Raw genomic sequence first — 21,138 nt, 5'->3', positions numbered from 1 at the left:
ACACTTAGATTAACTCGTTATCAAATAGCCTCATCTTGTTTAACCCCATTTACCATGTCTATCTTTGTTTCAGGCCTGGCAATCCCCTGTTCCATTGCAAGCTCCTTGCAAACTCGCGGCGCCGTCCAAAACGTCGTTAACAAAAGAAGCGAAACCGGAACAGCTGTTACCACAATAAATGATTGTAATGAACTTACACTGCTTTCCCCAATCGTCAGTAAAACGATAGCAACCGCACCCATCAGCACTGCCCAAAATACCCTTATCCATTTGGATGGATCACCACTTCCGGTAATCGCCATTGAAATTGTAAGTGACATCGAATCTGTTGTTGTAAGAACAAAAACAATTGTTGCCAGCAAGAAGAGAACGCCGAAAATGAATCCAAATGGTAATTGTTCTGTAATTGCAATCATGGCAGCTGGTGCTCCGTTACTGTTCAAGGCCTCAGAGACAGACCCTGGATTGGCTAGTTCCTGAAAAATCCCAGTCCCTCCTACAACAGTAAACCAAAATGTGGTTACAACAGGAGCGATTACTGCAACAGCTGTTACGATTTCACGAACGGTCCGACCTCGGGAAATACGACTGACAAAAATAGCCATCATTGGTCCATACCCTAAGAACCATGCAAAGAAAAACACGGTCCATCCGCTCAGCCATGCACTATCACCACGGTAGGTGTTCATTGTTATGAAGTTTTGTACATACATGCCAAATGATTCTAAATATGAATCAAAAATAAATAACCCCGGTCCAAGTAATAGCATTGCAGCAACAAGTACAAGTGCCAAAATCACATTGTAACTACTTAATATTTGAATCCCTTTATGAATTCCGGTTGCAGCGGAAATGGCAGCCACTACAACTAGTAAAATAATAATGATCACATGAACAAGTAAAGTGTCTGGTATGCCAAACAAGGCGTTTATACCATAACCTGCCTGCAGGCCTAGGAAACCAATTGGACCAATGGTACCTGCCGCAACCGCGATTACAGAAAACGCATCCACAAATGTTCCTAGTGCGCTCTTTTCCATAATTTTATCACCAAAGATCGGGTATAGAAATGTTCTTGGTTTAAGTGGAGCACCGCGATGATAGTGCGCATACATCAACACGAAAGTACCAAGTGTTCCGAGGATGGCCCACGCTAAAAATCCCCAATCTACAAAACTAGTTGCTAATGCAGGTGTAACAGCCTCAGATGTGCCAGGGGAAATACCGTCAAAATGAGGAGGAACACTTAAGAAATGATATAACGGTTCTGCAGCTGCCCAAAAAACTCCCCCACCTGCAAGTAATGTACACATAATAATGGAAATCCATTTAAAATTACTAATCTCTGGTTTGTCTAAGTTTCCTAATCGAATCCGCCCATATTTGGAAAAGCCTAATATCAGAGCAATGACAAATGTTCCTAACATAAGAAATTGATAGATTGACCCAAAATACTTTACAGAAAAAGCAAATGAAGCGTTTACAATATTCGTTATAATGTCCTGATTAATGAGTCCCACAATTACAAATATGAGCAATGAACCTCCACTTATCAGAAAAACCGGTAAATCAACCATCGACATCATTTTCTTATTCTTCATCCAATTTCCCCCTTTACAAAGTATGTGACTTTTAGTTAATTCCGTTTATAGGAATATAATTCCGTTATTTAATTAAATTTTAAAATAGTGACGAATTATTGTCAATGTTAAATATTAATATTTTTTTCTAAAAATTTGTTTTGCATAGAAAACTAGATTAGTAACGTTCTTCCTTCCGTAATAAAATACAAAAAAGCAGAACGACACGTCGTTTCTGCCTTTTTGTATTTTATTCTACTTCTACTACCATTTCCAGTTCTACTGCTGCGCCACGTGGATTAATTGTTCCAATCGACGTACGTGCATGGGAACCTACTTCCTCTCCAAACACAGAGACAAACAAATCTGAAGCCCCGTTCATCACTTTTGCCTGATCCTTAAAATCCAAAGCACAATTAATAAAGGCCAGCACCTTCACCAACTTCTTCACACGTGATAAATCTCCGACCGCATTTTTTATTTTACTAAGCGCCTCCAAAGCTGCTTGTTTCGAGGCTTCATACCCCTGTTCAACAGACACCTCATCTCCCAGTTTACCTACTGTGTCATACGAAAGACTACCCGATAGAAAAAGTAGATTACCAGTTTGTACATAGAGAACATAGTTCCCAACCGAACCCCTCATTTCCGGCAATTCATAACCTAACTCCTGAAGACGTTGTTCCGGATTCATACTTACCACCCCTATTTTTAATATGTAGATCACAACCAAACCCGCATATCGGAAGTTTAAACCTATATACGGGATTAATAAAATATTACTACATCTAAACTTCTACCGTCAAGGTGTCACGGGGGTCCACAGGGACGGTTCTCTTGGTCCCGATGCTATGGTACGGAGGGACAAATTCGGTGTCCCACCACTTTTTTCCTGGGACGAGGGACCTCTACGCCACATCTAAAAGGGATGCTATTCCATGACAGCATCCCTTTTTATTCGCTATTTCGTCAACAAAGATCCCCACATCTTCTCCCCCTATTAGTTTTCAATTTTCCGAATTAATTGCGTTAATTCTACTAAGGCCATCGACTCCAAGCGATGATCAACTTCACAGAATTCTAAATCCTTTGTTACTTGGTTCGGTATCACGACACAATACATTCCGGCACGTTTAGCTGCTAGTGCACCATTTGCAGAGTCTTCAAAAACTAGACATTCCTCTGGTGAAACACCTAAGCATTTTGCTGCCTCTAAATATAGGGTCGGATCCGGTTTTACCTTTTCAACATCATCAGAAGTTCGAATGCATTCAAAATAATCGAATAAGCAAAGATTCTTTAAGTGATTTGATACCCATTCGTAGGTAGAGCTTGAGGCCAAACCGATTTTCAAACCGGCTTTCTTTGCGGCTGCAAGGTACTCCTCAACGCCTGGTAATGGACCTTCATTCTTCATTCGTTCATTGAATCGGTCTCTTCGTATCTTGGTTAATTCCTCATGGTCAACTTTCTTCCCAATTTGCTCTTCTAAATAGGAAAGGGCATTGAATCCTGCTTGCGTTCCTATCACCTTGCCCCACACCGACATTGGAAGTTCGGAGCCATGCTCTTGAAAGATTTCATTTAACACATTATATTCATTGGTTTCTGTATCATAAATTAAGCCATCAAAATCAAAAATAACTGCCTTTATCACTTCACCATCTCCTGTCTATCTAATCCACCTACTATTATAAAGAATTAATAGGCAATGTCCATTTCTCTCTGTCGACTTTGTCACAAATTGTCCACAAATATATCTTCACTTCAAGATTTTACATTTTACAATCGCCTACCGTGATACTATAATTTTGAGTATACTTATGTGGAATGAGGGAGACGATTGAACTCTAAATCAAATGAAAAGGTACTAGAAACGTATTTATTTATTGCATTTGCTGCAGCATTAATTTCCACGCTTGGTAGTCTTTACTTTTCAGAAATACAGAAATTCGTACCATGTGAACTTTGCTGGTACCAGCGTATCTTTATGTATCCTCTCGTAATCATTTTAGGAATCGCTATTTTTAAAAAGAACTATAACATTGCACTCTATACCTTTATCCTGTCTTTAATCGGTGGTTCAATTTCAATCTACCATTATCTTGTGCAAAAGATCCCTGCAGTTGGTGAGAACTCACTCGCATGTGGTGTTGTACCATGTACAGGCCAATACATTAACTGGTTTGGCTTTGTAACAATACCTTTTTTAGCATTAATAGGTTTTACAATTATTGCAATAACTAGTTTTATAACACTAAAAAGATGGAAAGAAGGGAAATAAATCTTGAAAAAAGTTATTATTTTTACAGTTATTATTGTTGCTATTTTCGGAGCACTTGCTTTTGTAACAACTACTCAAAACAAACAACAATCCGAGGGTAATCCTTATGGGAAGGACAAGCTAGATCCTGCGACAGTTAAACAGCTTAACGATCCAAACTACGGAAATCAAATTTTACCTGAAGAATTAGAAACAAAGTTAGAAAATGGTGAAACCATGACTGTTTACTTTTACAGTCCAACATGTCCACATTGTCAGGAAACAACTCCGGTCATCGTTCCAATGGTAGATGAAATGGGACTTGATTTAAAGAAATACAATCTTCTTGAATTTGAGGAAGGTTGGAATAAATACGGAATTGAGTCTACGCCTACATTAATTCACTTTGAAAATGGTGAAGAAGTTTCACGTCTCGTTGGGTATCATCCAGATCATAACGAATTTAAAACTTTCTTTGAAGGTGCATTGGCAACTTCAAAATAAAAGCAAATCCCTGCTCTCTGAGCAGGGATTTTTTCATCCTTGTCTAGCTTCAGGCACCATCGACTCGAGGTCATAAGCTAATCGCTTCGGAAGGTAAAAAGCACCTTCTGTCAGCGCTCATCTTATGCTTGTCGCCGATAGGCGGGTGCCTTGCGCTTTTCGAGTAAAGGCTAATACTACCTTTATGTATTAAGCTAGATATTGATTTGCTGGCTTTGAATATTTACTTAATACGTCTGGATTACTCACGCATTGAAACTCTTCAATGGTGAAAGGAAACAAATAACCATAATCATTTAAGATTTGCACATTCTTTGCAAAGATTTCCCCGTGATATTCTTGACAGCCTTCTTCTCGAATTGTTTCCAGAACGGCAATAATTGCTTGAAGGCTTGACATGACTTTAAAAGCCTTATCCAAAGTTCGGTTATAGTAGACGTCTTCTTCTTTTGGTGCTAACACATTCCACTTTTCGAGTTTTGTAATATACTCATCTTCAAAGTAGGCTGGAAAGATTGAAGAATACATATAATCGACTAGCTCCGTAATATGATGTTCCTGCTCAGGAGTTGATGCTACTACAATTTTCAATGTAAAACCCACCCTTATATCTCCATAGTATCCATAGTAATAAGACTAGAATAACATAGGATTCTTTGTTTTTGGTACGGTAAGTCTTTCCTCTATACCCACCCTTTCTCTTTCATTCATTACCTGGATTGGATATACTTTAAATGACATAAGGATAGAGAAAATCTAAAGGATGATTGTATGTTAACAAAACGATTTGGAGAATGGTTTGAGGTTACTGTTCCGAGTAGTTGGGAAGGTATCACCATTGAAGACGTTCTTAAGACTGAATGGACAATACCGAAGCAAATGCTTCATCAATTACGTATGGAAAAAGGGACAAAGCTTAATGGGGAAACCAAGAATTTAAACACTCCTCTTAAACAGAATGATAAACTTCAAGTTCACCTTTTCCCTGAAGAGGAATTTGGAGTGATACCAGAATATGTAGCTGAGTTACAAATTTTATATGAGGATGATCATCTCCTTATTGCGAATAAACCACCAGGAATGGATACACATCCAAATGAGGAAGGTCAACTTGGCACACTCGCTAACGCAATTGCCTACCATTTCCAAGCGAACGGTGTTCACACAAAAGTTCGTCATATTCACCGCCTTGATCGTGACACAACGGGCGCTGTTATTTTTGCGAAACATAAATTAGCTTCATCTATTTTAGACCGGAGATTGGAAAAACGTGAAATTAAGCGGACCTATGTCGCTTTAGTGCATGGAATTATCAAACAAAAAAAAGGAACAATAGATGCTTCGATTGGTCGGGATCGACATCATCCGACCCGAAGAAGAGTATCTCCGACAGGACAAAAGGCGATCACAAAATTTAACGTGATTCAAACACTAGTCAATCAAAAAATGACATTGGTGGAACTTGAACTGTTAACAGGTCGTACTCATCAAATACGCGTTCATATGAGCCATCTAGGGTACCCACTTGTGGGAGATACCATATATGGTGGCCAACCAATTGTTCCAAGACAAGCACTTCACGCAGCCAGAATTATCTTACAGCACCCTCTTACAAACGAGACAATGATGTGTGAGGCACCTTTTTTGGATAACTCGTTTATTTTTTCATAGTTCATTCATCTAAATCTTCAGATATTGGGTCTTGTACACATGCAGGGATTACTTTTTTCCTGTATAATATTGGACACAAAGTGAATAAGGAAAGGAGTTTGCCTTTGCAGGACTTACTTATTTACCTCATATTAGGTCTTTGTGTTGGAGTAATGTCGGGCTTTTTTGGTATCGGCGGTGGATTTATTCTTACCCCAACATTAATTCTAATGGGATTTTCTCCGGTTATAGCAATCGCTACAAGCTTATTATATACAGTTGCGACATCACTTTCTGGTGTTGTTGCACATTTTCGCCTAAACAATATTAAATGGGAAACATCCATTGTGATTGGGATAAGTGGAATTATTGCCACTCAGCTTGCGCATCCGTTCGTATTATTATTAGGAAAGTATCAACTAGAAAATACTGTAATTCCATTGATGTATATTGCACTAATTTTGTATTTTTCAATTTCAATACTTGTGAGTAGCTCGTCAAATAAAGAACAATCCATTAGTAAAACCAAATTTTCATATATGAAGATAGTGTTAATCGGCTTATTCGCAGGTTTTATTTCTACCGTATTAGGTGTAGGCGGAGGGTTTATAATTGTTCCTTTATTGATTGGAGTTCTCGCCTTTCAACCAAAGTATGCGGTAGGTACAAGCTTATTAAGTGTATTAATGATTGTAATAGCAGGTTTTACCACATATGCATCTACAGTTGAACTTGATTTCGGTGTTATCGGGAGTCTTATCGTTGGCGCACTAATTGGTGGTCAGCTTGGTGCAAGGGTTACAAATGTGTATGAGGATAAACAGGTTCGCCACTTCTTAGCTGGTTTGTATATTGCTACGGGGGTGAGCTTAGTATTGAAGTTGTTTAATATGGACCTTCTTGGATTACTAATACTGTTTTCCTACTGCCTCTATATGCTTTTACATTTCATACTTCATACTCTTAAGGTACGACTTAAGGAAAAAGAAGTTAGTTAAAACAACATCCCTATTATCCAGAGGATGTTGTTTTTTTTTTTTACATGTACAAAACTAGGTTAGAACCCTTTTTTCGACTTCTCCATGTATGTCCATTTCATAACTGCTGTAATTCCATAGAATATAGTATCTCTCGAAGAAGGAGGTGCTATTTATGGGTTATGATGGAGGCGGAAACAATAGCAACTTTGTGTTAATCGTAGTTCTATTCATTCTTTTAGTCATTGTAGGAGCTTCATTTATGAGCTACTAATCGGTAGGTTTTATGCGTATCCACCACGTATCCCTATCTTATCTCCTCATTAAGGTGTTTCAAAGGCGAATGCCTTTGAAACCCTTTTTTATATATACTTATCTAGCCAGTTGATGACATCCGTAAACACTTCTTCTTTATTTAATTCATTTAAGATCTCATGCCTACTATTTTCATAAAGTTTCACGGTTACGTCCTCGATGCCTAATTTTATATACATATCTGCAGCTTGGAGAATTCCCTTTGAAAAATTCCCAACCGGATCTTGATCACCTGACAAAAAGTACATCGGTAAGTCTTTAGGTATTTTATGATTCTCACTATGTTTATTTACATTTGCTACTCCACTAACGAGGTCATAAAAAAAGCCTGCTGTGAAAATTCCACCACATAGAGGATCTTCAATATACTTTTCAACTACACTATCATCTCTTGATAACCAATCAAACTCGGTTCTAGTAGGCGCAAAAGCTTTATTGTAACTACCGAACGTAAGCTTATTCATAAGTGAGCTACTCGTTCTCTTTCCTTTTCGCTTCATTTCAAGCTTTGCAATGCCCATTCCGATCTGCCCAATAAGTCCAGGATTGCCACCTGTACCCGATAGAATGACACCTGCTAATTGATCACCATGCGTTTGTATGTGTCTCCGAGTTAAGAATGAGCCCATACTATGTCCGAATAAAAAAATGGGCTTGTTCGGATAATCCTTTTTAATGATATTTGTTAACTGAAGCATGTCTTCAACAACTAGATCAAATCCATTTTCCTCTGCAAAAAACCCCATCAGGTTTGCATTTTTTCCCGTTTTTCCATGGCCCCGATGGTCGTTTCCGTAGACGACGTATCCTTCCTGTATTAACGCTTCTGCAAATAAATCGTAACGTTCAATATGCTCAGCCATCCCATGAGCAATTTGGATAACTCCTTTTGGTGTTGTATTACTTTCAGTTTCCCACTTTTTATAAAATATCGTGACACCATCATTCGTTAAAAATGTGAAATCCGTACAGCTCATCTATATAGCCTCCTTTTATATCTATTATATGAAATCAACTAGGCAAATAGATATAGATTTGGTAACAACCACCTATTTTCATTTAGTAGAGGGTTCGGTAAAATTAAGACATAAACAACAGATGCTGTAATGTTAGTTGCCTAGTATTGTTTTAACCGAATACTAAATTTTAGGGAGTTTAAGAGACTAACCTGCAACACCATGCCATCTCCTTAAGTGGAAGGTGAAGCAGGTTATGCAAACACCCACCTGTCAGAGTGCAGGTTGAGAAACAATATGGGGACGGCAATTGTGGCATTCCCTTTGTGATGAAGCTGATTTTCGTTTAATGCGGAATCAGCTTTTTGTTTCTCTTTTATACCTCTTTCTTGTTTCCATTTTTTGTGCATATAATAGAAGTAGGAGTAGAGAAAATTGATGAGGGGAATGAAGAAAAATGAGTCTTTTCACAGTAAAGGGTACTTGGACTGGTAATAGGAACGGGGAAGGTACCATTACCACCGACGGCCTACATACAGTGGTTTCAGCACCAAAACAACTCGATGGTCCTGGTAAAGGTGCAAATCCTGAAGAATTATTAATTGCAGCAGCTACAAATTGTTATATGCTAACTCTTGCAGCTATCTTATCTAATCGTGATATTGAATACACTCATCTCGATGTTGAAACGGAAGGAACAGTCGGAAAGAATGGAAAGCGCTTAGTCTTTGAAAAGATTGTTCATAAACTCGTTATTTATGTGAAACAAGCTGATGAAGAATTACAAGAAAAATTAATTCAACTTGCACATCGTGCAGAGACAGCCTGCTTTATTTCACAAACGTTGAAAGGAAATGTTGAAGTAACCGTTGAACCTGTTGTTAAAGTTGTTAATTAGTTGTTTCGTTACACCCCTTGTTAAGGATGCTGCCAATTGGTGGTTACTTTAACAAGGGGTATTTATGTCTGAAATTATGGAGTGACAGTATTTCTGGAATAGTGACAGTATTTTAAAATTAGTGACAGTAATTCATGAAATATAAAAAAAGGAAGTGCGCTCACACTACCTTTCCCATTTCAACTACCCTCTTTGCGCCTGATAAACCTTTAAGTTTGAATAGATGATCTCTAATAATGGAGTTTCGATTCCTTTTTCCTGGCCAATTTTATATAAATAGCCTTGTAATTGATCAGCCTCTACATCAAAACCTTTTTCCATATCACGCTGCATTGATGATTTCATATCATAACTCAATAAATTCGTTGTTTTTAGATGTTTTTCCTCTATGTCCTGATCAATAGGTGCACCAATTGCCCTCATCACAGAACCGATTTCTTTGTATAGGTTTAGAATAAGCTTTTGACCATTCTGTTCTTCTCGAATTGGGCCAATCGCTGATCTCATTAACGCTGTAATGCCTGAGAAACCAGTGATAAACATATATTTATGCCACATCTCTCGGTCAATATTATCGCTTAATTGAATCGTTGTTTTCGTTCCTGACATGACCTCCGCCAAACTTTCAATACGATTCGTTCTTTCTCCTGAAAACTCCCCGAATAAAGCACGATGGCTCGGGCTTGTCTGAATGATTTTCCCCTCGGAATCCAATGTTGATTCTATGAAGCATAGACCACCAATTACATTTTGTGGGTTAAACTTGGATTTAATGACATCCACATGACTGTAGCCATTCAAGAGCGGCAGGATCATGGTATCCTTGCCCACATATGGCTCAATACTTTCTAAGGCACCTTCAAGGTGATATTGTTTAGTTGAAAGAATGATAACATCGAAAGGACCAGCTTCATCACCCGATTTAATCGTTTTCGGTTGAAGTGTCACATTTCCATGGATACTCTCAATTTGAAGCCCATTTTTTTGGATTTGTTTTTGTCTATTTTCACGGACTAGGAAAGTAATGTCTTCCCCCTTTTCCAGAAGGCGTCCCCCAAAGTAGCCGCCAATTGCCCCAGCTCCTACAACTAGTATTCTCAAATTCTTGCAACCCCTTTCATACTGGTACTACAATATTATAACAAAAAAAGACCAGATAAGTACTGGTCTCTTAAACTCTCATTTAGTTAGATACATAATTAGCTGCGGAACGGACTTCGATTTGAAGTGAACCGCCTTTTACGGACGATTTCAATACTACTGGATATGGACGATTATTTGAAAACTTAAAGTCTAAATACGGATAAGCAACTGTCGCGTCACTCCCAATTGGAACATAACCGACTGGTTTTGAGTGGTGATGGACCTCAATCATTTCAAGTCCCGCCTTTGCAACAGCATTATAAAGAGTACTAGAAGTTTGACATACTCCTCCCCCATATCCCGGAACAAATTCCTTGTTCACGATTACGGTCGCAAGCGCATAGCCGTTTTCTTTTGAGGCATTTCCAACAACTGTATTAAAATAAAAACGGTCCCCAGGTCCCAACACTATATCATTAATTTGATCTGCAGATTTTTTGATATTAAAGCTTCTTCCTTCTACAGAAGCATCGAAATACGTTGTGAAGCTTCCAAGCACGACTTCATTAATACCTTGAACTTGATCTTGTGTAACGTTTGGATTTGTTTCTTCAATCGGAAGTACAACCTGCTTATTAAAAACCGAATTATCTAGTAATCTAGTGACAAGCTCATCTTCCTTTAAAATCATTTGGCTTTGACCTTGTTGCAATTCTCCAGAAGTACTAAGTTTTGCAGGTATCATTGGTCGATCAATCGTTGATGCTAAATCACTTGCTATTTGAATGGCTTTTGCTTTTAATTCTTCTTCATTTTGAAATTCATCCATGTTCAGAACTTCAATGATACTGTTATCTCGAGGATCGATTATAGAAACTTCACGTACATCAACGCCTTGCTTTGTCTCAATTACTTCAACAGGCGCTACCTGATGAAGATCTACTGTCACTGGTTCTTTTTCGATGAGACTGCACCCACTCATCAATAATACACCTAATAATAATGGCAAAGTTGTTTTCTTCAAATTACTCTCTCCCATAGTTTAATGGTCTTGCTTTTTTGTGGACAATGTTACAAATAATCAAATGCGCCTTGACGTATTTGCGCCCGATTTTTTTCGAGCTCGCTCGAAAAACTACCTCTGAAAAATCGTGGCATCCGCCGGAGGCTGTAACATTTACACTAGAAGTTCCAACTTCTGGTGTAAATGTTACAAATGGCTAACAAAAGAACTTACATTGGAATCTTATTAATGAAAAATGAATATATTCCAATTTACTGTAAGTATTTAAATTCCTTCTCGTATTAGGGATATTGACTGAGATGTTTGATAAATGGAAGTGAATGTTGTGGTAAGAATAGTAGTTTAGCAGTAGAAGAAGATAACCTTTTTCACCTCATTAGACGTTGGATAGCTTGTATTTGTTACTAACTTTTGAAATATTTGTCATATTTTTATTATACGTTCTTTCTAAAGAACAAATCAACTAAAAAAACTGCAATCAGAGTCATTTGATTGCAGATCTTTTATTTTAAGAGGAACCACAAGAACCGTCCCTATGGTTACTCTTGTGATAGTTCCTTTGATTTTTTTGTACAACTTTCCATGGCTGCGATTATAGCCGCACGAAAGCCCTGTTCTTCAAGGGTTGAGATAGCTTGAATTGTTGAGCCACCTGGTGTGCATACATCATCTTTTAGTTCACCAGGGTGTTTTTCAGTTTCTAAGACCATTTTTGCAGCGCCCAGTAAAGCTTGGGATGCGAGTTTGTACGCTTGTTTTCTAGGAATTCCTTGCATAACTGCTCCATCTGCTAAAGCTTCGATAAACAAATAAGCATAGGCTGGCGATGATCCACTTACTGCAGGAATGGCATCCATAAGCCGTTCTTCAATAACCTCAGTCTTTCCAAACCCTTCAAATAGTTGGACGATGTCAGTTAAATCTTCCGTAGTCACATATGAGTTTACACAAAGCGCACTCATTCCTTCTCCAACTAATGAAGGAGTATTTGGCATGGAGCGAACTGTCTTTATAGGTTTTTCAATTTGTTTTTCGATAAAATCAAGCGTTATCCCAGCCGCAATTGTAATGATAATCGCTTCTTCTTTTACAACCTCTTTAACCTCATTGATGACCTCAGCATATAAATCTGGTTTTACAGCTAGAAATAAATAGTCGGCATGTGCAGCAACTTCTATATTTTTAAGTGATGTTCCAACTTCGTATGCTTTCTTTACGGATTGTAATGTTTCTTCAGTTCTTGCACTCACAATAATTTGTTGTGGGGTAGCCACTTCAGAAGTGATGATCCCTTGAATCATCGCTTGAGCCATTTTTCCGCATCCAATAAACCCAATTTGTTTGTCCATGTTGTACCTCCTCTACTTACTCCATTATAGAGAAGTTCTACGAATAAAAAAACTTAGATAACCAGTGCATATAAATGGAAAGGGCGGATAAGCTAATCCAAAAAAGAGGTGAAAAAGATGTTTCGATTTGAAAGACTCCTTGATACCGTCTTTGGGTATACAGGTTGGCATGACCTTACAAATACAATGATTCACAGTGAACAAGAACTCGGGTCTTTATATGAAGACGAAGAAGAAGATTCAGTCATGTAAAAAAGGACTCCTTAAATGAGAGTCCTTTCTTATGTACGCTTATAACAATGACAGCTTAATAGATGGTCATTAACCATTCCTGTTGCTTGCATAAATGCGTAGCAAATGGTGGAACCAACAAATTTAAAACCACGCTTTTTTAAATCCTTGCTTAGTCTGTCGCTAATTTCAGTAGTAGTTGGTACTTCACTTAAGGTTTTAAAATGATTTTTTATCGGTTTACCACCCACGAATGACCAGATGTATGTATGGAAGCTTCCGAATTCTTCTACGACTTTATGAAATGCTTTTGCATTTGTGACAACCGCATTTACTTTAAGCCGATTTCGAACAATCCCTTCGTTCGATAATAATTCCTCAATTTTCTTGTTATTATATGTAACAATTTTTTCTGGATCAAATTGGTCAAAGGCTTTACGGTAATTTTCTCGTTTTTTTAATATGGTGTACCAGCTAAGCCCAGCCTGCGCACCCTCTAAGTTCAGATATTCAAATAACAAACGGTCATCGTAAACAGGTACACCCCATTCATGATCGTGGTAATCTATATAAAGGGAATCTTCATTCACCCACCCACATCTTTTCAAATTCTCTCCCCACCTTCTATTTCCTTTTATTAAGGATTATACCAATTAATAATATCCAAAAAAAGAGTCAGCATCTGCCGACTCTTTGTTATACTTCTAAATATTTTTCTTTATCAATCTCATCAAAGAAAAAGCTTCGTTGTCCAATTGAAAAAAGCTGCAATTCATGCATGGCCCTTGTGCAGGCGGTGTAAAAAAGCTTTCTTTCATATTCTCTTCCGTAAACGTCATTTGATGCGTTATAAATAATAACGGCGTCGAACTCGATTCCTTTTGCTAAATACGTTGGCAATATTAAAACACCTTTATCAAATTGGTACGTCTCTTGGCTCATTAAGCGGACATGTATTTTATTTTGTAATGCCTGAAATGCTTCGTTACTTTCCACTGCAGTTTTACAAATGAGCGCAATCGTTTCATGGCCTTTGTCTTGAAGAGCTTTTATATGGTGTAGAATTTCTTCGTGGAGATTAGCCTTAGTATCCACTTCCTTGAGAATAGGAAGCGATCCTGAACGATTAAAGGCTTCAATTTCCTCTCCGCCAGCTACAATGCCTTTAGAAAACTCAACAATTTCTTTTGTAGAGCGGTAGCTTTTTTTCAATTGTATAACTTCATATTTCTCTTCCTCATAAAGCTCTGGCGATAATAATGTTGGTGCATTCATGGAATGAGCGTATATCGCTTGATTGTAATCCCCAAGAATGGTCATCCGACAGCTTGGAAATAACTGCTTCAAATATTCAAATTGGAACGGAGAATAATCCTGGGCTTCATCAATGAATAAATGACGGATACCAGTGTTCGATTTTTTCCCCTCTATTAAGTCCTGTAAATATAAAAATGGAGTTGCATCCTCATAATTCAATTGGTTTTGTTCCAATTGTTTGATGGAGTACGAACTGATTTCGTTCCAATCCTCCGATAATTTTTGTTCATTCACATAAGAAAATAATTGCTTATATAGTCCTTTTATATCTAGATATTCAAGTTTTTTTATCGCAATCTTGATTGGTTTAAAATGCTTACGTACAATTTCCTTAGCAATTAATTTTTCCTCACGTTCATAATCATCAAAGGTATCCTCAGAAAACTCCTGCTTTTTCTGTAATTGCTTAAAGATTTCAAGATGATCTTCCTTCTCCATTAATTCCGCTTCTTGAAGAACCCAATCCTTTTTACGTTCTTTTCGTTCGAACTTAATAACTTCCTTCATTAGCCACTCTGTCACTTTGGTCAATCGATTCGGAATTGTAATGGTTGGATCTAATGTATAGAAGTATTCCTGAATCTCATTTTTCGAGATAATTTTTTTTCTGTTAAAACTAATATTTTTAAAAAGAAGTCCTTTTTCTCCAATTTGTCTTACATAAGAATCGATTAGTTCCATAAACCCAATGCTTGCTTTTAACGTGATTGCTTTAAGCCTCACATCATAATCAGGTTGATCCATTGCTGTTAATAAATATTCCATTTGGGAAAATGGATCCTCCACATCATAAAGAGTACCTAATCGATGCTCTACATACTCTTGGAATGTAGATTGCTGCATGTTATCTTCCCCAAGTTCAGGCAGAACAGTTGCAACATAGCTGTTGAAAAGAGGATTTGGTGAAAATAGCATGATGTTACTTGAGTTAAGCTGTTCACGATAACGATAAAGCAGGTAAGCTACCCTCTGTAATGCAGCTGACGTTTTCCCTGATCCAGCCACACCTTGAACAATTAAATAACGACTTTTTTCATTTCGGATGATTTTATTTTGCTCACGTTGAATAGTTGCAACGATACTTTTCATTTGTGTATTCGCATTATTACCGAGCACCTCTTGAAGCATTTCATCCCCAATTGTGACACCCGTATCAAACATACTTTTCATCTTGCTATTTTTGATGATGAATTGACGTTTTAACGTCATTTCCCCTTGAATTTTTTCAAAATGGGATTCATACTTTGCTGGGCCAGGATAATAATCATAGTACATACTTGAAATCGGTGCTCTCCAGTCAAATATTAAAAAATCCTCATCCTTTTTATCTAATAATGATGCAATCCCAATGTAAATTTTCTCTTCTTTTGTTTCTCCATCTTCTAAAAAATCAAATCGGCCAAAATATGGTGAGTCTTTTAGTCTTTCAAGAACTTTGATTTGTTTATGAATCAGTCGATGGTTTCGCTCACGTTCACCCAATAGTTCGGACTGCTGTTTAATACTTTGAAATGTTTCAATGACGTCATCAGGTTCATCAAGATTGACAGTTACATCTTCCCAAAATGTTTTCCGAAGGTCGACTAGTTCACTTTTTGCGCCTCCCACCTTTGATTCAATGGTTGCTTTCTTACTATCGATGACCTCCAGTACATCTTCAAGTCTGTCTTGTTCCTGAATCCAGTCTGGATTATTTTTTTCCATGAACACCACTCCTCGTATAAGTGAACTTCTGTCTCTACCCTGTAATTGATAATAGTTGACAAACAAAAAATATTGTTATAAAATTATAATAGGGTAATTTGAACGTATTTATTTATATGTTGCAAAAAAAGACAGAACAATGACATCATATCATGTCGTTCTGTCTTTTTCAATGTTTTTTCAGTTATTACTGGGGTTACTCTTCATAAAATCTAAAGTTCTTTTAATTCCTTCTTCATATGGTGTTGCTGGTAAAGTGCCGATTTCCTTCTCATATTTTGAACCATCTAATACGACTGGATCCTCTGTTAAATACAGCATTTCTACAACTTCTCTCATTTGTTTATCAAAAATCCCTAAGAATCGAATCATTCCTTTTGTTACAGTTGAAACAGACTTTGGATAATGTAAATGACTTCCTGCAATACTTATGATCTTTTCACCAGAAATAACTCCTGCAGCCGGAATATTCCAGCTTTGCCCATATGCTTTTTCGTGTATTGCTAGCTCAACAATTGCCTTTGCCCCATCAGGAGTATAAATATATTCCCTTGCATTCTGTTTATTTCCAACGAACTTTGCCTTTTTATTTTGAACCATTTTATCGAATGTGTAGGTCAACATCGCATTTGCTGCGTTAGGTCCATAAAAATCAGGAAAGTGTGCGATAAGGACTGGCACATTTGCTTGAAATGCTATATTACAAAGCTCCACCCTTATCTTCCCTTTTTTCGTATGAGGATTTTTGGGATACTGTTCATTTATTTTTCGACCAGTTCCGCGACCGTATGCATAAATATTATCAACGATCGCCAGCTTACTATTTGCCGATTCAGCAGCTTGAACGACATTTCTCATTAGAGTTGGCTGCTTTTCATTCCATTCACTATACGGAATATTGATCGCATGAAAAATAATATCAATACCTTCTGCTGCTTTTATAAGATCTCTCTCATTAAAAACATCCCCTGTAACGATTTGTACTTTTTCCTTGTTTTTAAATAACTTCTCTAATTTTTCTTTAGAACGAGCAAAAGCTATAACCTCGATCTCTCTTTCAATCAACTCTTCAACAATCGCATATCCCATACCACCTGATGCCCCTAATACTAATGCTTTTTCCATCTCAACCCTCTCCCTTTCTTTTATTAACCAATGGTCAATAAAGTTTAAAAAATATAAATTCATGGGAAAGCTTCTTACACTCCCCCATTTAAAATTGGTTTTAAGATAAATTCAACATGAGACTCCGCTAGTGTTTTAACATCTTGATAGGATTGATTGCTTCTACAATAATGTGTAACAAAACCATGAATCGATAAGAAAATAGACCAAATATCCTGAATGCTCGTTTTATGGTTGCTTAAACTTGAAATTGCATTTGCAAACATTCCATAGCTTTCGAGTGGTTCCTGTTGGATACAGCTTTTTACCTCTTCATCATTAATTAAAAACATTAATTCATATTGGCTTTTATTTGAAAGTCCAAATTCAATGTACCCTAATAAAATTTTCTTCACTTTCTCTTCTGGTGGTAAATTCTGATTCATGATTTGCTGTAAAACACCGTTAAGCATGTCAAAGTCCTGCACAACCATCGCATAAAATAAATCAGCTTTATTTTTAAAATGATAATAAATCGCACCATGGCTATATTTTAATTCATTTGCAATTTGACGCATTGAAACATGTTGGTAGCCTTTTTGTACAAATAATTCATGGGCAACATCCATTATTTTTTCTCGTGATAATTCCTCTTGAACTTGTTTTCTTGGTGACATTACAAACAAATCTCCTTTTATTAACCACTGTTCAATAATAAATATATTCCAGTTTCAACCAGATGTCAATCTGTTCTATGCACATTTTTATATCATTTCAATACAATATAAAAGCGGACCCTTTAGAGAGTCCGCCTTCGATTATTCTGCTTTACTTAAAACTTGCTTTTCTTGCTGCTCTTCAGCTTCATTAGCAGCTTTTTTCTGTTTCATGTAACCAATCCCTACAACTGCAGCAACTACAAGTAGCTCAAAGCCATACTTCACAAATCCATTACTAAATAATGAGCTTAGAAATGGTTCTGCAACAATCATCTTTGATGCAGTCCATGCTAATATAGCAGCACCAATTGTAATAATGATCGGGAAACGATCAATTAATTTAATAAATAATGTACTTCCCCAAACCATAATTGGAACTGAAATAATAAGTCCTAACACAACTAGTAAGAAGTTTCCGTGAGCAGCACCTGCCACCGCTAATACATTATCAAGACCCATAAGTGCATCAGCAATGATAATCGTACGAATGGCTGCCCAGAAGCTGCCAACAGCTTTTATATCATGGCCTTTGTCATCTGTTAACAGATTATAAGCAATCCATACAAGAAGAACTCCACCTACTAGTCGTAGTCCTGGAACTTCAAGTAACCACACTACAGCTAAAGTGGCTGCAGCTCTTATGACAATGGCACCGACAGTTCCCCAAATAATTGCTTTTTTCTGTTGTTCTTTTGGTAAATTTCTTGCCGCTAACCCAATAACAATGGCATTATCCCCCGCTAATACTAAATCAATCGCAATAATAATTAAGAGTGCGGAAAAAAACTCTGCGCTTAAGAATTCCATCAAAGATCTCCCTTCTATTTTTCTTTTATTCTATAAAATTAGGAAAAACAAAATTGCCCTTCACTAGAATAAACTACTTGATTATTGCCATATGTTTATCATCTAGACGTTTTTCAATCTTTTCGAGTTCTTTTTTGTCTTTCAAAATCTCTTCTTTGTTCTTTTTGATTAAGTCCTCAATAGATAATGTTTCTATCTTTCTCTTAAGCATTCCTCTTCTCACCTCACTGCTCTTTGTACTAAAAAACAAAAATGACCTTTACCTCATGAGGTAAAGGTCATAAATATAGACCTCTACCGTAATCTGGTAAAGGTCTTGCTAACAACGTTAGTTGCCAACAAAGCCGAGAGTGGCGACACTCTGAAATGACGACTTTGCTGTAAAAGCTACTCCCCTTTAGGAGAACACTATTCACAATATTTATTATATAATCAATATTACACATTGTTTATACTTTTGTCAACGATTATCTTATATTTTTTCCGTAAAAGATTTCATCCATTTCTGTAATTAACTTTTCAGCAATAACTAATTCCTCTTCAGGTGTCAGTTTTTCTCTTGTATCACTAAAAAATAAATAGTGTTCCAGGTCAAATTCCTTCAATTTGCATTTCGTGTGAAAAATGTTTTCCTGATACACATTCACATCAATCATGTGATACATTTCCTGAATATCTTCTGGTATATAGTTTTGTATCGAATTTATTTCATGATCTATAAACAGTTTATGTCCTGTCACATCTCTCGTGAATCCGCGAACACGATAATCAATCGTCATCACATCGGTTTCGAACGATTGGATCATATAATTTAATGCTTTTAGAGGGGATATTTCTCCACAGGTTGAAACATCGATGTCCGCCCGAAAAGTGCTAATCCCTTCATCTGGATGAGATTCCGGATAGGTATGAACCGTTATATGACTTTTGTCCATTTGTGCAACGACTGAACCTGGTATTGGACCTGGAGATTCTTCAAAGACATCCTTTGTTGGATCATTTACTGGTCCCTCTGATACTAAAATCGTGACACTGGCTCCTTGGGGAACGTAATCCTGTTTTGCGACATTCAAAATATTAGCCCCAATAATATCGGCAACATTACTTAGTATCTCAGTTAATCGATCCGCATTATAGACATCATCAATATATTCAATATACGCATCTCGTTCTTCTTGAGAACTTGTATAACAAATATCATACATATTAAAGCTTAACGATTTCGTAAGATTATTGAAACCATGTAAGTCTAAAATCTGGTTCGAGTTCATCTCCATATGTTTCATATACTTCTCCCCCTTTTATTATTTTTTCCATATTTTTATATTGGTTGATTCGTGGAAATCTATGCACGTTAATGAGATATTTCATTTTGCGCAAAAAAAATCCGGCTAAAAAGCCGGACACTGTAACGATATGATCATTTAAAAGGGGGGTATGAAAAAGCTTATCTTTTCCATGTCTTTATCTTACGTTGTAAATATGAACAAACTATGAATAAAGAATTAAGTTTCTATTAAATCTTCTTTTAGCTCTATAACTTCGATAATCATTTGATTAGAACATACATAAATAGCAATCTTTGCACACTTTTTAAGCAATTCATACACATTTTTGAGTATCCTTGCTATGGTACACTCAATCTTGAAACCGCTTTATTGTTGAATATATCAGCATTCTAGTTAAAAAGGTAGGTGTAGAAAAATGAGAGTTTATCATGATAAATTGTTTAGCAAAAAATTTAAGAGACCGAAGTTTACCATTCAACATAAAGCAGATCGGAAAACAGCTTCTAACTTCCACTCTCATTCAGGTTTTGAAATCGTGTGGCTACAAAAAGGAGAAGCCACATACATTTTTGAAGAAAAAGTCTTTCGTTTAACAAAAGGACAAATTTTATTTTTTAAGAGTACTGATTTTCACAAAGTTAAGTTACATGATGGTGTGCCTTATGAACGAGTTGTTACTCTATTCTCTGAAGACTTTCTAAAGTTTAAACATCCGATTTTCGAGAAATTTAAAAGCTTTTTGGACAACCTCCCTTCCCCTCAATATGTTTTGAATGTACAAGCCTGGAAGGAAGAACAACTTCAGCAAATCGTCGATCATTTATTATTTGAGCAAGAGAATGAAGATCTCTGGGAAAAGGAGGCTGCACTAGAATTATACCTCCTCGAACTCCTACTATTTTTATGCAGAGAAATTCAGTCATCCTTTGCCCAGAATTCCCATTTAATTGTTAAGCGCGACTCTCGAAAAGTAGAAATGCTTGAACGTATCTTAAAGGAAATTAATGAAATCTGGAACACCGATTGGCGTCTTGATTCACTAGCTCAAACACTACATCTAAATAAATATTACCTTTGCCATTTCTTTAAAAAAGAGTTTGGTCTTACCATCCACGATTACATACTTCAAAGAAGAATTTACGAGGCGAAAAAACTACTTATTTTAACGAGTTCTCCTGTAAATCAGGTATCCGAAAAAGTAGGGTTTTCCTCCCCTTCTAGTTTTATCAGAAGCTTCAAACAACAGGTCAGTATGACCCCAAAACAATATCGGACAAATACCCATCTCCTCTAACATTAGATTTGAAGATATGGGTGATTTAAGGAGGTGATTCTTGCTCAAGAGTTGGGTTTTTCATCTGTATTTTA

The 21,138-nt window shown here is 36.8% G+C and carries 23 protein-coding genes and 1 other RNA gene; 9 read left to right on the top strand and 15 right to left on the bottom strand.

The genetic code is table 11. From position 1 onward, the window contains the following. Window positions 1-20 precede the first annotated feature (20 nt). The 3 genes from ACFSFW_RS18585 to ACFSFW_RS18575 form a co-directional block, all read right to left on the bottom strand. Complete coding sequence (locus tag ACFSFW_RS18585) at window positions 21-1,601, bottom strand: BCCT family transporter (RefSeq protein ID WP_304214700.1); 1,581 nt, start codon at window positions 1,599-1,601, stop codon at window positions 21-23. 229 nt (window positions 1,602-1,830) lie between these two features. Continuing rightward, window positions 1,831-2,274, bottom strand: a complete 444-nt coding sequence (locus ACFSFW_RS18580; protein WP_304214702.1) for a RidA family protein — start codon at window positions 2,272-2,274, stop codon at window positions 1,831-1,833. 306 nt (window positions 2,275-2,580) lie between these two features. Next, a complete protein-coding gene (locus ACFSFW_RS18575; protein ID WP_388040436.1) occupies window positions 2,581-3,237 on the bottom strand; it encodes an HAD family hydrolase in 657 nt (218 codons plus the stop codon). A 186-nt stretch (window positions 3,238-3,423) separates the two neighbouring features. Here ACFSFW_RS18575 and ACFSFW_RS18570 point away from each other — a divergent pair, with 186 nt between their 5' ends. Both ACFSFW_RS18570 and ACFSFW_RS18565 read left to right on the top strand, forming a co-directional pair. Then, the gene (locus ACFSFW_RS18570; protein ID WP_099353308.1) at window positions 3,424-3,864 is read left to right on the top strand and encodes a disulfide oxidoreductase; all 441 of its coding nucleotides are present in this window, start codon (window positions 3,424-3,426) and stop codon (window positions 3,862-3,864) included. A 3-nt stretch (window positions 3,865-3,867) separates the two neighbouring features. Continuing rightward, a complete protein-coding gene (locus ACFSFW_RS18565) occupies window positions 3,868-4,347 on the top strand; it encodes a thioredoxin family protein (RefSeq protein ID WP_388040434.1) in 480 nt (159 codons plus the stop codon). Between the two features lie 189 nt (window positions 4,348-4,536). On the opposite strand, the gene ACFSFW_RS18560 is transcribed toward ACFSFW_RS18565, so the two are convergent. Continuing rightward, window positions 4,537-4,938 (bottom strand): DUF5365 family protein, encoded by a 402-nt coding sequence (locus tag ACFSFW_RS18560; RefSeq protein WP_388040432.1) that lies wholly within the window; start codon window positions 4,936-4,938, stop codon window positions 4,537-4,539. Between the two features lie 180 nt (window positions 4,939-5,118). Between ACFSFW_RS18560 and ACFSFW_RS18555 the strand changes: the two genes are divergently transcribed. The 3 genes from ACFSFW_RS18555 to ACFSFW_RS18545 all read left to right on the top strand — a co-directional run bounded on the left by ACFSFW_RS18555 (window position 5,119) and on the right by ACFSFW_RS18545 (window position 7,248). After that, on the top strand, window positions 5,119-6,018 hold the full coding sequence (locus tag ACFSFW_RS18555; protein ID WP_388040430.1) for an RluA family pseudouridine synthase: 900 nt from the start codon (window positions 5,119-5,121) through the stop codon (window positions 6,016-6,018). A gap of 104 nt (window positions 6,019-6,122) precedes the next feature. Then, window positions 6,123-6,995, top strand: coding sequence for a sulfite exporter TauE/SafE family protein (locus ACFSFW_RS18550; protein ID WP_388040428.1), 873 nt, complete (start codon window positions 6,123-6,125; stop codon window positions 6,993-6,995). A gap of 154 nt (window positions 6,996-7,149) precedes the next feature. Next, on the top strand, window positions 7,150-7,248 hold the full coding sequence (locus ACFSFW_RS18545) for a YjcZ family sporulation protein (RefSeq protein ID WP_304214714.1): 99 nt from the start codon (window positions 7,150-7,152) through the stop codon (window positions 7,246-7,248). 88 nt (window positions 7,249-7,336) lie between these two features. Here ACFSFW_RS18545 and ACFSFW_RS18540 read toward each other — a convergent pair whose 3' ends face one another. Next, complete coding sequence (locus ACFSFW_RS18540; RefSeq protein WP_388040426.1) at window positions 7,337-8,266, bottom strand: alpha/beta hydrolase; 930 nt, start codon at window positions 8,264-8,266, stop codon at window positions 7,337-7,339. A gap of 118 nt (window positions 8,267-8,384) precedes the next feature. Between ACFSFW_RS18540 and ssrS the strand changes: the two genes are divergently transcribed. After that, window positions 8,385-8,568: non-coding RNA, 6S RNA (ssrS, locus tag ACFSFW_RS18535), on the top strand. Between the two features lie 134 nt (window positions 8,569-8,702). Next, window positions 8,703-9,143, top strand: coding sequence for an OsmC family protein (locus ACFSFW_RS18530; RefSeq protein WP_304214718.1), 441 nt, complete (start codon window positions 8,703-8,705; stop codon window positions 9,141-9,143). 183 nt (window positions 9,144-9,326) lie between these two features. On the opposite strand, the gene ACFSFW_RS18525 is transcribed toward ACFSFW_RS18530, so the two are convergent. The 3 genes from ACFSFW_RS18525 to proC form a co-directional block, all read right to left on the bottom strand. Then, window positions 9,327-10,244, bottom strand: coding sequence for a ketopantoate reductase family protein (locus tag ACFSFW_RS18525; RefSeq protein ID WP_304214720.1), 918 nt, complete (start codon window positions 10,242-10,244; stop codon window positions 9,327-9,329). Window positions 10,245-10,326: 82 nt separating this feature from the next. Continuing rightward, window positions 10,327-11,250 carry a VanW family protein gene (locus ACFSFW_RS18520; protein ID WP_304214722.1) on the bottom strand — a complete coding sequence of 308 codons (924 nt, stop codon included), beginning with the start codon at window positions 11,248-11,250 and terminating at the stop codon, window positions 10,327-10,329. Window positions 11,251-11,789: 539 nt separating this feature from the next. Next, window positions 11,790-12,599 carry a pyrroline-5-carboxylate reductase gene (gene proC, locus ACFSFW_RS18515; protein WP_304214724.1) on the bottom strand — a complete coding sequence of 270 codons (810 nt, stop codon included), beginning with the start codon at window positions 12,597-12,599 and terminating at the stop codon, window positions 11,790-11,792. Between the two features lie 117 nt (window positions 12,600-12,716). Between proC and ACFSFW_RS18510 the strand changes: the two genes are divergently transcribed. Then, window positions 12,717-12,851 carry a hypothetical protein gene (locus ACFSFW_RS18510; protein ID WP_304214726.1) on the top strand — a complete coding sequence of 45 codons (135 nt, stop codon included), beginning with the start codon at window positions 12,717-12,719 and terminating at the stop codon, window positions 12,849-12,851. A gap of 29 nt (window positions 12,852-12,880) precedes the next feature. Here the strand turns inward: ACFSFW_RS18510 and ACFSFW_RS18505 are convergent, their stop codons facing one another. The 7 genes from ACFSFW_RS18505 to speD all read right to left on the bottom strand — a co-directional run bounded on the left by ACFSFW_RS18505 (window position 12,881) and on the right by speD (window position 19,758). Beyond that, window positions 12,881-13,438: a DNA-3-methyladenine glycosylase I gene (locus ACFSFW_RS18505; protein ID WP_304214728.1), complete on the bottom strand. Its 558-nt coding sequence runs from the start codon at window positions 13,436-13,438 to the stop codon at window positions 12,881-12,883. 88 nt (window positions 13,439-13,526) lie between these two features. Then, complete coding sequence (gene helD, locus ACFSFW_RS18500) at window positions 13,527-15,851, bottom strand: RNA polymerase recycling motor HelD (RefSeq protein WP_304214730.1); 2,325 nt, start codon at window positions 15,849-15,851, stop codon at window positions 13,527-13,529. Between the two features lie 180 nt (window positions 15,852-16,031). After that, window positions 16,032-16,976 carry an SDR family NAD(P)-dependent oxidoreductase gene (locus tag ACFSFW_RS18495; protein WP_304214732.1) on the bottom strand — a complete coding sequence of 315 codons (945 nt, stop codon included), beginning with the start codon at window positions 16,974-16,976 and terminating at the stop codon, window positions 16,032-16,034. A 74-nt stretch (window positions 16,977-17,050) separates the two neighbouring features. Next, window positions 17,051-17,632: a TetR/AcrR family transcriptional regulator gene (locus ACFSFW_RS18490; protein WP_304214734.1), complete on the bottom strand. Its 582-nt coding sequence runs from the start codon at window positions 17,630-17,632 to the stop codon at window positions 17,051-17,053. Between the two features lie 141 nt (window positions 17,633-17,773). Further along, window positions 17,774-18,481 (bottom strand): TerC family protein, encoded by a 708-nt coding sequence (locus ACFSFW_RS18485; RefSeq protein WP_304214736.1) that lies wholly within the window; start codon window positions 18,479-18,481, stop codon window positions 17,774-17,776. Window positions 18,482-18,554: 73 nt separating this feature from the next. Then, window positions 18,555-18,692: an FbpB family small basic protein gene (locus ACFSFW_RS18480; RefSeq protein WP_304214738.1), complete on the bottom strand. Its 138-nt coding sequence runs from the start codon at window positions 18,690-18,692 to the stop codon at window positions 18,555-18,557. Window positions 18,693-18,948: 256 nt separating this feature from the next. Further along, window positions 18,949-19,758, bottom strand: a complete 810-nt coding sequence (gene speD / locus ACFSFW_RS18475) for an adenosylmethionine decarboxylase (RefSeq protein WP_099353474.1) — start codon at window positions 19,756-19,758, stop codon at window positions 18,949-18,951. A gap of 427 nt (window positions 19,759-20,185) precedes the next feature. Here speD and ACFSFW_RS18470 point away from each other — a divergent pair, with 427 nt between their 5' ends. After that, window positions 20,186-21,064: an AraC family transcriptional regulator gene (locus tag ACFSFW_RS18470; RefSeq protein WP_304214740.1), complete on the top strand. Its 879-nt coding sequence runs from the start codon at window positions 20,186-20,188 to the stop codon at window positions 21,062-21,064. Window positions 21,065-21,138 lie beyond the last annotated feature (74 nt).

The sequence above is a fragment of the Ferdinandcohnia salidurans genome (genome assembly GCF_042680725.1).
In the GTDB taxonomy this organism is placed as follows: domain Bacteria; phylum Bacillota; class Bacilli; order Bacillales; family Bacillaceae_L; genus Ferdinandcohnia; species Ferdinandcohnia salidurans.
Note: the sequence above shows the minus strand (reverse complement) of the source record. Positions and strands in the feature narration are given on the sequence as shown.